Source organism: Streptosporangium sp. NPDC049644 (assembly GCF_040675205.1).
GTDB lineage: Bacteria > Actinomycetota > Actinomycetes > Streptosporangiales > Streptosporangiaceae > Streptosporangium > Streptosporangium fukuiense.
This window is the reverse complement of the sequence record NZ_JBFAOJ010000106.1, coordinates 15,696-29,979: the sequence shown is the minus strand read 5'-3', so window position 1 is coordinate 29,979 and position 14,284 is coordinate 15,696. Positions and strand designations below refer to the sequence as shown.

At 69.7% G+C, this 14,284-nt stretch carries 9 protein-coding genes; 4 read left to right on the top strand and 5 right to left on the bottom strand.

What is annotated here, in order from left to right; genetic code table 11:
• The first annotated feature begins 178 nt into the window (after window positions 1–178).
• The gene (locus AB0J58_RS37445) at window positions 179–1,288 is read left to right on the top strand and encodes a DegT/DnrJ/EryC1/StrS family aminotransferase (protein ID WP_364224786.1); all 1,110 of its coding nucleotides are present in this window, start codon (window positions 179–181) and stop codon (window positions 1,286–1,288) included.
• Here the strand turns inward: AB0J58_RS37445 and AB0J58_RS37440 are convergent.
• The 5 genes from AB0J58_RS37440 to AB0J58_RS37420 form a co-directional block, all read right to left on the bottom strand.
• Window positions 1,254–2,753 carry an NDP-hexose 2,3-dehydratase family protein gene (locus AB0J58_RS37440; RefSeq protein WP_364224784.1) on the bottom strand — a complete coding sequence of 500 codons (1,500 nt, stop codon included), beginning with the start codon at window positions 2,751–2,753 and terminating at the stop codon, window positions 1,254–1,256. The two genes, AB0J58_RS37445 and AB0J58_RS37440, sit on opposite strands and share 35 nt — an antisense overlap.
• A gap of 72 nt (window positions 2,754–2,825) precedes the next feature.
• Window positions 2,826–3,431, bottom strand: a complete 606-nt coding sequence (rfbC, locus tag AB0J58_RS37435) for a dTDP-4-dehydrorhamnose 3,5-epimerase (RefSeq protein ID WP_364224782.1) — start codon at window positions 3,429–3,431, stop codon at window positions 2,826–2,828.
• A 149-nt stretch (window positions 3,432–3,580) separates the two neighbouring features.
• Window positions 3,581–4,579, bottom strand: coding sequence for an NAD-dependent epimerase/dehydratase family protein (locus AB0J58_RS37430; RefSeq protein WP_364224780.1), 999 nt, complete (start codon window positions 4,577–4,579; stop codon window positions 3,581–3,583).
• Window positions 4,572–5,798 carry a class I SAM-dependent methyltransferase gene (locus AB0J58_RS37425; protein ID WP_364224778.1) on the bottom strand — a complete coding sequence of 409 codons (1,227 nt, stop codon included), beginning with the start codon at window positions 5,796–5,798 and terminating at the stop codon, window positions 4,572–4,574. The genes AB0J58_RS37430 and AB0J58_RS37425 overlap by 8 nt, the downstream gene beginning before the upstream one ends.
• A 27-nt stretch (window positions 5,799–5,825) precedes the next feature.
• The gene (locus AB0J58_RS37420; RefSeq protein WP_364224776.1) at window positions 5,826–8,588 is read right to left on the bottom strand and encodes a LuxR C-terminal-related transcriptional regulator; all 2,763 of its coding nucleotides are present in this window, start codon (window positions 8,586–8,588) and stop codon (window positions 5,826–5,828) included.
• 729 nt (window positions 8,589–9,317) lie between these two features.
• Here AB0J58_RS37420 and AB0J58_RS37415 point away from each other — a divergent pair.
• From AB0J58_RS37415 to AB0J58_RS37405, 3 genes are all read left to right on the top strand, one after another.
• Window positions 9,318–10,220, top strand: coding sequence for a putative sugar O-methyltransferase (locus AB0J58_RS37415; protein ID WP_364224774.1), 903 nt, complete (start codon window positions 9,318–9,320; stop codon window positions 10,218–10,220).
• Window positions 10,221–10,344: 124 nt separating this feature from the next.
• The gene (locus tag AB0J58_RS37410; RefSeq protein WP_364224772.1) at window positions 10,345–11,766 is read left to right on the top strand and encodes a S28 family serine protease; all 1,422 of its coding nucleotides are present in this window, start codon (window positions 10,345–10,347) and stop codon (window positions 11,764–11,766) included.
• Between the two features lie 150 nt (window positions 11,767–11,916).
• Window positions 11,917–14,229 (top strand): M64 family metallopeptidase, encoded by a 2,313-nt coding sequence (locus AB0J58_RS37405; RefSeq protein WP_364224770.1) that lies wholly within the window; start codon window positions 11,917–11,919, stop codon window positions 14,227–14,229.
• The last annotated feature ends 55 nt before the right edge of the window (window positions 14,230–14,284 follow it).

Genomic DNA, 14,284 nt, shown 5'->3' with positions numbered 1-14,284 from the left:
AGACATTGCAACTCCCATGTCGGGAAAAGCCGCCGTGTCGGCGGTCTTTGGGCATGCGGAAAGACCCCTAACACCCCGTGCGGCACCCCCCAGAGTGGCGGTTTCCGCCTGGATACAGGGGCTCCCCCGATTCCCGCCGGTCATTATGCTGAGCCGAGCTTTCGAGAAAGGGACTGCGATGACCACGCGTGTCTGGGACTATCTGCGGGAATACGACAGCGAGCAGAAGGACATCATGGACGCCGTCGAGACGGTGTTCGGGTCAGGGCAGCTGGTCCTCGGCGAGAGCGTCCGCTCCTTCGAGACGGAGTTCGCCGGCTACCACGGGGTGCGGCACTGCGTCGGCGTCGACAACGGCACCAACGCGATCAAGCTGGGGCTGCAGGCCATGGGAATCGGCCCCGGCGACGAGGTGATCACGGTCTCCAACACCGCGGCGCCGACGGTGGTCGCGATCGACGCGATCGGCGCGACCCCGGTCTTCGTGGACGTGCACCGGGAGAACCAGCTGATGGACACCGCCCAGGTGGAGGCCGCCGTCACCGAGCGGACCCGGTGCCTCCTGCCGGTCCACCTGTACGGCCAGTGCGTCGAGATGGAGCCGCTGGAACGGCTCGCGGCCAGGCACAACCTGATGATCTTCGAGGACTGCGCGCAGGCGCACGGCGCCCGCCACCACGGGCGCGTCGCGGGGTCGATGGGCAAGGCGGCGGGGTTCTCCTTCTACCCGACCAAGGTGCTCGGCGCCTACGGGGACGGCGGCGCGACGCTCACCTCCGACGACGAGGTCGAGCGGAACCTGCGCAGGCTGCGCTACTACGGCATGGAGAAGACCTACTACGTCGTCGAGACCCCCGGCCACAACAGCAGGCTGGACGAGCTGCAGGCCGAGATCCTGCGCCGCAAGCTGCGCCGGCTCGACCGGTACATCGCCGACCGGCGCGCAGTGGCGGCCCGTTACGCCGACGGCCTCGGCGACACCGAGCTCGTCCTTCCCGCGCTCGCCGAGGGCAACGACCACGTCTACTACGTCTACGTGGTGCGCCACCCCCGCCGCGACGACATCATCGAGGCGCTGAAGGCGTACGACATCCAGCTGAACATCAGCTACCCGTGGCCGGTCCACACCATGACCGGGTTCGCCCACCTCGGCTACCGCAGGGGCAGCCTGCCGGTCACCGAGGAGCTGGCCGGTGAGATCTTCTCGCTGCCGATGTACCCGTCACTGCCCGCCGACGTACAGGACAGGGTGATCAGCGCGCTGCGAGAGGTGCTGGCGGCGTTGTAGTCAGGGTGGTCAGGCAGAACAGCAGGCTGCGCGCCTGGATGTTGAGATAGAAGCTGTGCCGCAGCAGCTCTCCGAGCTGGGACACGCTCAGCCAGCGGTACTCGGGGTGGTCGATCCCGGCGGCCTCGTCGGTGTGCACGATGAGATAGCGGTTGCGGGCGCGGTGGAAGCGCCCGCCCTCCTCCGACAGGATCGTCTCGAACCTGACGCGCCCGGGGCCGGCCCCCAGCACCTCGTCCAGGAAGGGCGGGCGGGCCCCGGCGGGCAGGTGGTCGTAGTTCTCCGGGGTGCACTGCACGGTCGGCCCCAGCTCCACCACGTCGGCGTAGCCCGGCTCGACCCGCGCGTGCACCAGGGCGTGCAGCACTCCGTCGATCTCCCCGACCAGGAACGCGATGACCCCGGTCCCGGAAGGTTCGATCATGGGCTGGTCCCAGTGGCCGACCTCGCGCCCGCCCGCCTCCACGCTCACCCCGACGACGTCGAAGTAGCGGCCGGTCTCGTGGGAGATCAGCTCGTCCGTACGCCGCCATCCCCGCACCTCGTTGAGGGGGATCAGGCTGACCCGCGGGTCGGTCCTGGTGCGCATGTCGGTGATCCAGCTCAGCACCTCCCCCATGGTGTGCGGGCCTGCCTCGCCCGGATCACAGGAGCGGACGAGCGCGGCGCGGAACCCGTCGCCAGGCTCCGCGGACGGCGCCGACGTCTGGGCCGAGATGAGGGCCGACATCAGAGCCGACGTCAGCCCGGCCCCCGAGAACGGCATGCAGGCCAGCACGGTCCGCGCGTCCATGTTCACCAGGTCCGGCACCGACATCAGGGTGTGCAGCTGGCCGAGGGTCAGCCAGCAGAAGCCCTCGGCGACCTCGATCTCCCCGGTGATCTCAACGATCATGTTCCGGTTGCGTTTCCGGTAGAACCAGGCGCCCTGCTCGGACTGGCGGATGTCCGCGATCACCTCGCGGCCGGAGGTGTCGAGGAAGTAGTCGAGATAGGGGACCGGCCTGCCCCGGTGCACCCGGGTGTAGTTGCTCCGGGTGGCCTGCACGGTGGGAGAGAGCTGCAGGCCGTTGTGGTTGCCCGGTTCGTGCTTGGCCTGCATGAGGCAGTGCGGGATCCCGTCGATCTCCTTGACCAGGATGCCCAGGATGCCGATCTCCGGCTGGTTGATGATCGGCTGGGACCAGTGGGAGACCGTCCGGCCGGGGACGTGGACGTCCAGGCACTCGACGCTGAAGAACTTTCCGGTCCGATGCCGGATGTTCCCGGTGTGCCGCTCCACCTCCCAGCCGGACAGCCCGTTCAACGGCACCTTCCGCACGTTCATGTACGCACGGCTCGCCGTCTCGGACAGCCATCGGTGGAACTCGTCGAGTGTCGCGAACCACCCGCCGGGGGAGAGCACGGATTCCGCGAGCCGCACCTGCAACGGTGAACGAGTCTGCCGCCGGGGGGGTACGGCCATGCTGGCTCCCTTGATACGAGATCTCATCTTCCCAGGGCCGCAGCCCGGGGGCCGGCCCGCGCACGCCGCCTGTCACACCCGCCGGAAGGTGTCCTCGATCCGCAGGCACTCCTGGTAGTCGGGCAGCCTGCCGAGCGCCCGCGCCTCCGCCAGCGTGGGCGCCTCCAGGTCCCGCTCCGACCTGGTCAGCGCCAGGTCCCCGGGCAGCCGCAGCCCGATCTCCGGGTCGAGGGCCGAGAGCGCGAGCTCGTTCTCCTTCCGGTACCGCTGCGAGAGCAGGTAGCACATCACGGTGTCGTCCTGGAGCGCGACGAAGGCGTGGCCGAGCCCCGGCGGGAAGTACACCGAGCGGAAGCTCTCACCGGTCAGCACCACCTGGTCCCACACCCCGAACGTCGGGGAGCCGACCCGGAGGTCGACGACGATGTCCAGCGCGCTTCCTCGCGCGCAGTGCACGTACTTGGCGGTCCCCGGCGGGGCGAGGGTGAAGTGGATCCCGCGGAGAACACCGCGCGCCGAGGCGCTCTGGCTGGTCTGCGCGACCGGGAAGAGCGGGTGCCCGACCGCCTCGACGAACGCCGCCTCCTGGAACGGGGAGACGAAGAGGCCCCGCTCGTCGGGGAACACCTCGGGAGTGAATTCGAAAGCGCCGGTGACGGCGAGCGCGCGGGATCTCATTACGGCTGCGCCGCCGGGGGGTGTTCGGTCACAACAGTCGCCAATCGGTCAAGGATGACGGACGCTCACGGAGCGCGGTCCAGCATGCTCGGGCCGCCGGGGCGGGGTCAACAAGGTAGGGGTCGCCCGCGAGCAAGATAGGGGTCGGATCAGAGCGGCATCCCGTCACCGCGGATCAGCGAGGAGACGGTGCGCTCCAGCGCCTCGCGGAACGGCACCCGGGCCTGCCATCCGGTGACCGCGTGGAAGGCGACCGGATCGGCGACGACGCTGTGGAAGTCCATCCCGGTGGCGTCCGGCGGCGCCGGCACCGAGACGACCGGGACCGCCGGGGCGCCCGTGCGGGCGGCCACGGTCTCCGCGATGGTCGTGAAGATGTCGTGGACGCTGCGACCGCCGCCCGTACCCACCAGCCAGTGCCGGCCCGCGAGGGAGTCGGCGTGGTCGAGCGCGGCCAGGAAGGCGCCGGCCACATCCTCGACGTAGAGCAGGTCGCGCTCGGCCTTCCCGTCGTTCCACACGGTCAGCGGCTCACCCGCCAGCGCGCGGCGCGCCATGGTGGTCACCACCCCCCGGTCGGTGGCGGTCGGGGAGACCCGGCCGCCGAACACCGTGCCGAGCCGGAGCGTGACCCCGCGCAGCAGGCCCTCCTCCGTGGCGGCCTTCAGCTCCCGCTCGGCGGCCAGCTTCTGCCGGTCGTAGGCGGTCACCGGGGCGTCCGGTTCGGTGCCGTCGACCCTGGCCTCCGTCCTCGGGCCGACCTGGGAGGTCGAGCCGGGGAAGAGGACCACGGGGGGTGGGCCGTCCCGGCGTTCCGCCCGCAGGGCCGAGACGATGTCGCGTACCACGCCGACGTTCACCCGCTCCCCCGGCGACTCGTCCTCCGCCGCCCGCCAGGTCCCGTCGCCGCCGGTGTAGAGCAACAGGTTGATCACCGCGTCCGCGCCGGCGATCGCCTCGGCGACCTGGCCCTCGACGGTGAGGTCCGCGGTGCGGATCTCGATCTCGGCAGGGTGGCCCGAGCCGACCACGGCGGGCCTCCGTGCCACCAGCCTCAGCCGGACGTCGCGCCGGACCAGCTCCGCCACGAGGGCGGAGCCCACGAAACCGGAGGCGCCCAGGACCACGAGCAACGGTCGGTCAGACAACGCGCACCTCGGGGGTGTAGAGGATCCACTTGCCGCCCGCCTCGCGGAACTCCTTCTCCTTCTCCATGATCTCCTGCGCGTGGTTCCAGGCGAAGAGCAGCGCGTACGACGGGTAGGGGTCGCGGAACGCCTCGGGGCTCCGTACCGGGATGTGCGCCCCCGGGGTGAGCCTGCCCTGCTTGCCCACGGTCGTGTCGCAGACGAAGGGGACCAGCTCGGGGCCGATGCCGCAGTAGTTCGTCACCGTCGCGCTCTTGGCGGTGGCGCCGTATCCGACGACCCGCTCGCCCCGCTCCCGCAGCTCGCCCAGCAGAGCCGGCAACCGCTCACGGATGAGCTCGACCCTGGAGGCGAGGCCCGCGAGCGTCGCCGGCTCGGTGATCCCGGCGGCGCTCTCCTCGGCCAGCAGGTCGGTCACGGCCTGACTCACCGGTCTCGTCCCCGGGCGCGCCAGGGTGTAGCGGACCTCGCCGCCGTGCACGGGGAGCCTTTCCGCGTCGACGAGTTCGAATCCGAATCTCCGCGCCATCTCCTGGACCGAGCGGACCGTGAAGAAGAAGAAGTGCTCGTCGTAGATCTGGTCGAACGAGGTGCGCTCCAGGATGTCGGCGAAGTACGGGTCCTCGAACACGAAGATCCCGCTGTGCGCCAGCAGCGTGTCGACCCCGCGGAGGATCGACTCCATGTAGGGGATGTGGCACAGGGTGTTGGCGGCGTAGACGACGTCGGCCGGTCCCTCGCCGGCGAGGATGTCGGCGGCGGTCTCCTCCTCGAAGAAGTCCTTGCGCACCCGGACGCCCTTGGCCGCGGCCAGGTCCGCCACCCCGCCGGACGGCTCCACCCCCAGGTGCCGGACGCCCGACTCGGCGATCACTCCGAGCATGGTGCCGTCGTTCGAGCCGAGCTCGACGATGAACGGGTCGGGGCCGGTGAGCTCGGTGGCCAGGAAGCGCTTGGCGATCGCCTGGAAGTGCTCGCGCATGACGGCCGAGCCCGAGGAGAGGTACGGATAGCCCTGGTGGAACATGCGGTCACGCGGCACCTCCTCCATGAGCTGCACCATTGTGCACGATTCACAGATCCCCACGGCGAGGGTGAAGAAGAACTCCTCCGCCAAGTCCTCAGGCGTCACGAACGCGTCGGAGAGAGGCTGCCTTCCGAAGTCGAGGAACTCGCGAACCGTGCCCGAGCAGATCCGGCACGACGACGTGACTGGCATAGGTGACTCCTGGGATTGGAAGACTGTTCACTGTGCGATTCCCCGCATGCCCGGCCTGGCCCTCGATCCCGTCTCGGGTGGTCTGGCGGACACCCGCCGGTCGGGGGGCGCGAGTTCCGGGGGCAGATCGGCCCGGCTCTTCACTCCCAGCTTCCGGTAGACGCGGGTCAGATGCTGTTCGACGGTGCTCACCGTGATGTGCAGCGTCCGGCTTATCTCCCGGTTGGTGTGCCCGAGCGCGGCCAGCTCCGCCACCCTGCACTCCGAGTCGCTGAGCCCCAGCGGGTTCGGGTCCTCGGCGGGCTCCCCCGCGTCCGGCAGAACGGGGCCGGTGGTCCAGCTCCTGCCGAGCCGCAGGGGCATCACGCCGGAGTGGCAGATCTCGGCCTCCCGCATCGCCCGGCAGATCAGCGGCTTGGCCTCGTCGGCCTCCCCGAGCTGCTGCAGGGCCGCGCCCAGATCGGCCAGCGCCCGGGACAGCAGCAGCCGGTCGCCCGCCGTCCGCAGGCACTCCGCCGCCTCGCGCAGCAGCTCGATGCGCCGCGCCAGCCCGCTGGCGGCGGCCAGGATCAGCAGGGAGATGCCCCGGGTCCGCAGGTCGATGGGTTTGAGCCGCTCCATCTGCTCCGTCACCAGGTCGCGGGCCACCCCCCAGCGGCTGAGCCGGAGGTTCGCCTCGGCCAGATTGCTGCGCCAGGGAACCAGCATCGGCCGGTCGAGTTCCCAGTCCTGCATGAGCCTGCCGCAGGTCTGGAAGTCGCTGATCGCGGCGAGCACCCGATCGGTGGCCAGGTAGTAGTGACCGCGCGCGTGCAGGTAACGCAGGCCGATCAGGGTCGCGAACATCTCGTCGGGCACCCGCTGCTGCAGCAGGTCGGCCCCCTCCTCGTACTGCCCCATCGCCGTGTGGGCCAGCAGCAGCGTCGACCTCGGGTAGCCGATCAGGATGCCCCAGCTCTGCGCCTGCATCAGCTCCAGGGCGGCCTCCGCCCTGGCCGCGGCGACCACCACCTCCCCCTGCCGGAACGCGATCTCGGCCCGGACCGCACCGAGCACGGCCTGCCAGGTGAGCGCGCCGCTGCGGACCGCCTCGTCGATCAGCTCGTCGCACCAGTGGGTGGCCCGCTCCGTCCTGCCCCCGTACATCAGGGTCAGCACGGCGATGGCCACCACCTCCAGGGTGGTCTCGCCGAGCCGGCAGCTCTGCAGGATGTTCTCGGCGCTCACCAGCGCCACCTCGCCGTCGCCGTGCGTCCAGATCGAGGTCATCCTGCGGGCCTCGTCGCCCCAGGCGGAGGCGGTGTCGAACCTTCCGTGCGGACCCCGCGACGTCCCGTAGAACCACTGGTAGGTGAGGTGCAGCTCGGCGGCGGTCTGCACGTTCAGCAGGTCAGGGGTCGCGGTCAGCGCCTCCATCGCCCTCGACGCCGTCTGCACGTCGCCGTTCCACAGCGAGTGCCGCACCACGGCCGCCGCGTCCTGGCCGAACAGACATCCCTTCTCCAGGGCCTCCCGCAGCAGCGGCAGATGCGGCGCGGCCGCCGAGGGGTTGACCCGCCACAGCGCCCGGACCAGCACCTTCGTGATCACCAGGCGCTCGCCCTCGTCGCGGACCGAGCGCAGGGCCAGCTCCAGGCACTGCACGGCCACGGCCACCTCGTTGCCGGCCAGCGCCTGCTCGGCCGCGTCCCGCAGCACCCCGGTCGCCCAGTCCTCCGGCGCCCGGTCCGCGGCGACGAAATGCCCCGCGACCTTCGTGGTGGACACCCCGCGCCGGTACAGCTGCACGGCCGCGCGGACGTGCAGGCACGAACGCTCCTCGGCGCCGATGCCGTCCAGCACCGCCGCGGCGGCCACCGGGTGCCGGAACCAGCCGTCGGCCAGCAGGCCCGCCTCGGTCAGGACCTCCACCGCCCGCTCGGCGGCCTTCGGATTGATCTTCGCCAGGCCGCCGGTCAGCCCGGCGGAGCTCGGCTCCCCCAGGACCGCCAGGGCCCGGGCCACCCGGAGCAGTTCCGGCTCCCACCGGTGCAGACACGCCATCACCGCCTGGGCGTACGCCGCCCCGGCGGCGACCGGGTAGTCGGGGTCGGCGCGCCGGTCCTCGATCAGGGCGTCGACCAGCATCGGGTTCCCGCCGCTCAGCCGGTGGATCGCGACGGCGGCGGCCGGATCCATCGTCGGGGGCAGCACCTCGGCGATGTCACCGACCGACAGCGGGGTCAGCCGGATCCGGTGGTGGAACCCTCGGGTGACCTCGGCGGAGAAGGACGGGACCGTGGACTGCGGCAGATCCCACTCGTTCATGATCAGCAGAATGCGGGCGGAGCTTATCCTGCGGCACAGATAGAGCAGCAGCCGGAGTGAGAGGCCGTCCACCAGGTGGACGGCGTCGACGCCGACGACCACCGGGCGCTCCCTGGACAGCTCCAGCAGGACGTCGCCTATCTCGCGGACGACCTCGGCCTCGGCGTGCCGGGTGGCGCCGGGTGTCACGGTGTGCCGCCGGATCAGCCGTGACACCTGGTCCGAGACCTCCGGCGGCAGCCCCGCGCCGTGGAACAACTGGTCGATCATGCCCGCCTGCAGGGTGTTCTCCCCCAGGGACCCGGTGGCGCTGAGCAGCAACGCGCCGGAGGTGGCCGCGACCCGCGAGAACTCGTGCAGCAACTCGGTCTTCCCGCTCGCCGGCCCCCCGCTGACCAGCACCAACCGGCCGTTCCCCGCGCCACTCTCGGCGAGCAACCCCTTCAGGACATCAAGTACGCTGCGATGCTGCGATGCCGGCATTTACTACATCCTCGTTTAGTCTGGCGACCCGGGTCCCACGCGGTGGCAGAGTGAACCACTCCGCACTTCGTGGAGTTCTCAGACGGGGGTCGTTCTCGACGGGGCTGTGGTGAGAGGGCGGCCTGCTATTCGTGAAAAACTCGCGATCGTATCGGGTCCGGCGCCACGGCGAGTCCGTCGACCAGGCGGCAAAAGCATCGACAATCCCGAATTCCTTCACGTTCCGAATCGGTCAGCGAGCGTCTCGTTCAGACATCATTCCTAGCTCACCGAGACCCGCCGTGTCAGCGGGTAACCGTGGGTAACCGCCCGTCCGGCGCCGCGACGCCCGGAGCCTTGTGCCACGGCCAAACCGATGGCCCGTCCGGTACGGCGAGATTCGTGATCATGAAACGCGATCTTATAGTCGGTAGGTCACAATTGGATAAATTTATTGACAACAACCTGTGGAACTGTGCGTACATCCAGTTGTCCCAGGGGTAACGCCCACGCGCTGACCTGGGCTTTCGGCGGCACCGCTGTTGACCCTCCGTAATGATCATGCCCACGATCAACGCCGCGCCCGAGCTCCGCCTTCTCCGGAGGGCCCCTGCGCGCCCGGATTCCCGGCCCCGGGAGAGCCGGAGAAGTGATCTAGGCGCGAGCCGGTCCGGTGCGCGATACTCGTGCGGACGTGGGTGCGGCGCCCTGCGGACCTTGAATCGCCGAGCTCCAGGAAAGAGCAGACAGATGAGTCATAAATATGGCCAGAGCAGTCAGTGGGCGCACATTAACGAGACCAATCTCGCACTGGCGGAGACCCCCGATCTGAGCCGTTTCAAATCCAGCCGGGTGAACTACAAGCTCGCGCTCTGGAATCCAGAGGTCAATGGCCGGAGATATCTGAAGACGCTCATCCATAATCTTGGCCTCCAGTTGTCGCCGGAGAACTGGGAGCGCCTGCTCCGAATCAGGAACCGCCAGCTGGGAGAGCCCATCGCGGTCACCCTGAAAGGTGAGCCGATCTGCCTGGACTATCTGCAGGCGGTTCTCGAACTCGATTTCATGGCACGGTCCGTGAAACTGGACGGCGCGCGGATCCTGGAGATCGGCGCCGGGTACGGCCGGTCCTGCCACGCCATCCTGTCGAACCACGATGTCGCGGAATACCACATCATCGACCTGGAGAACTGCCTGAGGCTCTCCCGCGAGTACCTGCGCGCCGTGCTGGACGGTGAGCAGTTCGAGAAGATCAGGTTCCTGGGGATCGACGAGGTGGAGGATCTCACCGGCGGCGAGCCCTTCGACCTGTGCGTCAACATCGACTCGTTCGCCGAGATGCCCGCGGACACGGTCAGGAACTACCTCTCCCTCATCGACGGCGTCGCCACCCGCTTCTACACGAAGAACCCGGTCGGCAAGTACCTGGACCCGGACCTGGACGGGCACTACGAGGGGCAGGCCGTGGTCCAGCAGGCCCTCGAATCCGGCCTGCTCCGCGAGATCATCGACGTGCACGACAGCGAGGCGGTCCGGGCGCAGTCCGAGCGTTTCGTCGAGGTGTACCAGCCCGGCGACGACTGGCGACTCGTCGCGGACGGCTGGGGGACCCCGTGGAGCTACTACTGGCAGGCCCTGTACACGAAGTCGTGATCGGCCCCGACCAATCACCACAGACACTCCCATAACACCAGAATGATGGAAATCAGGACTACCACTGACAAAGCATGATCGATAGCCTCCTTCGACACTTCGTGTGCCAGAAGGAGACATATCAGTGCGCACACTTCCCGCCCTCATGCTGGCGGCCCTCACCGCCGGCTCGATCGGCGTGGCCGGGGTCACCCCCGCCGCCGCGGCGGAACCCGGCCTCGCCTCTCTCGCCGCGGCGGTCGAGGACGAACTTCTCGGCAAGCTCACCACCATCCCCGGGCTGACCGTGGTCTCGGAGACCCGGCCGACCGGCTACCGGTTCTTCGTCCTGCGCCTCACCCAGCCGATCGACCACCGCCACCCGGGCAGGGGCACGTACCAGCAGCGATTCACCCTGCTGCACCGGTCCGCCGACGCGCCGGTCGTGCTCCACACCGGCGGGTACGGCCTGCCGGCCAACCCCGGCGCCTCCCAGACCGAGCCGACCCGGCTGCTCGCCGCCAACCAGGTCTCGGTGGAGCACCGGTTCTTCCGGAACTCCCGCCCGGACCCGGCGGACTGGAAGACGCTCGACCTCTGGCAGGAGGCCAGTGACGAGCACCGGATCGTCGAGGCGCTCAAGACGGTCTACTCGGGGAAGTGGATCCAGACCGGCGCGAGCAAGGGCGGCATGACCTCGGTCTACCACCGGCGGTTCTACCCCGGTGACGTGGACGGCGTGGTGGCCTACGTCGCGCCGAACGACCGGGTCAACCCGTCCGACCACACCTACGACGACTTCTTCGCGAACGTGGCCGACCGGGCCTGCCGTACCGCGCTGAACAACGTGCAGGCCGAGGCGCTCAGGCGGCGCGAGCGGCTGGTTCCGAAGCTGGAGGCGACCGCCGCCCGCGACGGGCTCACCTTCGACGACTCCCTGGGCACCGCGGACCGCTCGTTCGAGATGACGGTCCTCGACGCGGTCTGGGCGTTCTGGCAGTACTCCAGGGTGTCCGACTGCGCGGACGTGCCGGCCGCCACCGCCTCCGACGACGAGATCTACCGGTGGATCGACAACGTCGCGGGCTTCTCGTTCTACACCGACCAGGGCATGTCGTACTACGTCCCGTACTACTACCAGGCCGCGAAGCAGCTCGGCTGGCCCGACCTGAAGTTCGCGCACCTGCGCGGCGTGGCCAGATACCCCAAGCTGTACCAGCCCAACTCGGTGCTCCCCGCCGGCCTGCGCACCGGGCACGACCCGAAGCCGATGCTCGACGTGGACCACTGGGTGCGCAAGGACGCGAGCCAGATGATGTTCATCTACGGCGAGAACGACCCATGGAGCGCGGAGCGGTTCACGCCCAGCCGGAAGGACTCCCATCTGTACGTCGCCCCCGGCGCCAACCACGGCGCGAACATCTCCCAGCTGAGCCCCGCCGACCGTGACGCGGCGACGGCGACGCTCAGGCGCTGGGCCGGGGTGTCCGACAGCATCACCGTCAACAACCGCGCGGTGCCGCCCCTCCCCGAAGACGACATGCTCCCCCCTCGCGGGGAGCGCTGATCGCCCTCCCGGTGCGGCCGGTTCTCGGCCCTGCCGGGAACTTCCGGTGGAGCCCGGCCCCGGGCGCTCCACCGAATGAGCCCGCAAATTTTGAAAACAGGTACCCGAGGCGTCGACGCCCCGGTCACCCCCCTGGAGGTTCCCCCCGCCATGCGTATCACCAGGCCGCTCACCGCCTTGGCGGCCGTCTCGATGACCGCCGCCCTGCTCACTCCCGGAGCACCCGCCAACGCCGCCGACGCCGCCGTCGGCAGCGCCACCGTGGTGCCGCTCCAGGTCACCGGAGCCCCGGCCAAGCGGTTCAATCTGATCATCATGGGTGACGGCTACACCGAGAGCGAGCAGTCCGCGTTCGCCGCCGACACCGACCAGCAGCTCAATGTGATGTGGTCCATCGAGCCGTACAAGTCCTACCGCAACTACTTCAACGTCTACCGGGTGGACATCGTCTCCGGCGAGTCCGGCATCGGCTGTGACCCCGACCTGGCCTCGGGGAAGAAGAACACCCCGCTGAGCATGGCCTTCTGGGGCGGTTGCAACCCCGCCAGCGTCCAGCGCCTGATCACCATGAGCAACTCGGCGGCCAACTCGTACGCCAACCTGGTGACCGGGACCAGCAGCGCCAACCGGCAGATCCTGGCCCTGGGCAACAGCGGGACCTACGGCGGAGCGGGCGGCGCCTACGCCACCTCCTCGGGCCACAACTCGATGTCGGCCCTCATCGCACCGCACGAGATAGGCCACTCGCTGGGCGGCCTGCAGGACGAGTACACCTACTACACGCGCGGCGTGGAGGGCGGTACCTACACCGGAGCCGAGCCCGGCTCCGTACACCACACCCTGCTGACCGAGCAGCAGATCGCCGACCAGCGGAAGAAGTGGTGGCGCTGGCTGGGCGAGCCCAGCGAGGCGGGCGGCACCATCGGCCGCCACGAGGGCGGCCTGTACTTCGGCAAAGGCGTCTGGCGGCCCAGCGAGCACTCCATCATGAGGACGCTGGGCTACTACTACGACCAGGTCAGCCGCGAGGTCATGACCCAGAGGATCTCCGCCAAGACCGGCCTCATCCAGGACGGCACGCCCACCACGTCGCCGGTCGGCGCCGACCGGGTGCTCTGGGTGGAACCGCTGCACCCCAACAGCCACTCGCTGACCACCGTCTGGAGCGTCGACGGCACCGAACTGCCGGGTGAGGGCACCGCGCTCGACCTCCGCACGCTGAACCTGCCGGCCGGCACCCACACGGTGAAGGCGACCGTCACCGACCCGACCGACTTCGTACGGGACCCGGCCATTCGCTCCGGCGCCCTCACCGCGACCCGCACCTGGACCGTGGACACGACCGTGACCACCGTCCCCGCCGAGGTCGGCGCCGGCCTGCTCTCCTCCACACCCACCAACCAGGCCGTCGGCCACGACGAGGTGGTCTACGTCGAGACCACCCACCCCGACGACGGCGTCCCCGCCGTCACCTGGACGCTGGACGGCACACGGCTCGACGACAGCGACGGGGACCTGGACCTGGGCGCGCTCACCCTCACCCCCGGCAACCACACCCTCACCGCCACCTCCGGCGGCGACACCCGGTCCTGGACCGTCGACAACACACCGCCCACCACCGGCTACGAACTCTCCGAGCCGCTGGTCGCCTCCGGCGACGTCCACGTCTACAACGGCCCCTTCACCATGAGGCTCACCGGCGACGACGACCAGGACGGCTACGTGGTGAGCGAGTCCCGGGTGGACGGCGACGGCTGGTTCAACTACTTCGGCTGGCCGACCTCCGCCGACCTGCCGTGGACGTTCAGCGAGAGCGGCACCGTCATCGACAGCCTCACGTTCGGCAAGCTGCCGCGCGGCAGGCACACCGTCGAGTACCGCTCGATCGACCCCAGCGGCAACCACGGCCCGGCCAGGAGCTTCACGGTCACCACCCTCGCGGCGCCGCCCGCCTGCACCGCCACGGTCACCGGCACCAGGAACGGGACCCTCGTCGCCCGCTCCGGCGTCACCTGCCTGAACGACGCCCGGATCAACGGCGGGGTGACCGTCTCCTCGGGCGCGTCCCTGGTGGTGACCGGCGGCACGATCAACGGGGCCGTCACCGCGACCGGCGCCGCCGAGGTGCACCTGCTCAAGGCCCAGGTCAACGGAGCGGTCTCGATCTCCGGCACCACCGGCCGGCTGATCGTCGCCGGCGCCGACCTCAGGGGCGCGGCGGTGCTGAACGACAACACCACCGTCGACGCGCTCGTGATGGCGGGCACCGGCGTCCGCGGCGCGCTCTCCTGCCGCGGCAACACGCCCGCGCCGTCCAACGCCGGGGTGTCCAACCAGGTCACCGGCAGCGGCCAGTGCGCCGGCCTCGTCGACCCCCGCCCCAACCCCCGCGGCAAGTCCTACGAGGCCGTGGTCTCCAGCACCATCCCGGAGAAGGGCATGTACGAGCACGACCACAACTGACACGCGTGACCGGCGGGGACGGCCCACAGGGGCGTCCCCGCCCTCATGTCTCAGG

Excerpts from the sequence above, each read along its gene's own strand:
- AB0J58_RS37445 (WP_364224786.1), top strand. The coding sequence starts at position 179 with ATGACCACGCGTGTCTGGGACTATCTGCGGGAATACGACAGCGAGCAG.
- AB0J58_RS37440 (WP_364224784.1), bottom strand. The coding sequence starts at position 2,753 with ATGGCCGTACCCCCCCGGCGGCAGACTCGTTCACCGTTGCAGGTGCGG.
- rfbC (WP_364224782.1), bottom strand. The coding sequence starts at position 3,431 with ATGAGATCCCGCGCGCTCGCCGTCACCGGCGCTTTCGAATTCACTCCC.
- AB0J58_RS37425 (WP_364224778.1), bottom strand. The coding sequence starts at position 5,798 with ATGCCAGTCACGTCGTCGTGCCGGATCTGCTCGGGCACGGTTCGCGAG.
- AB0J58_RS37420 (WP_364224776.1), bottom strand. The coding sequence starts at position 8,588 with ATGCCGGCATCGCAGCATCGCAGCGTACTTGATGTCCTGAAGGGGTTG.
- AB0J58_RS37415 (WP_364224774.1), top strand. The coding sequence starts at position 9,318 with ATGAGTCATAAATATGGCCAGAGCAGTCAGTGGGCGCACATTAACGAG.
- AB0J58_RS37405 (WP_364224770.1), top strand. The coding sequence starts at position 11,917 with ATGCGTATCACCAGGCCGCTCACCGCCTTGGCGGCCGTCTCGATGACC.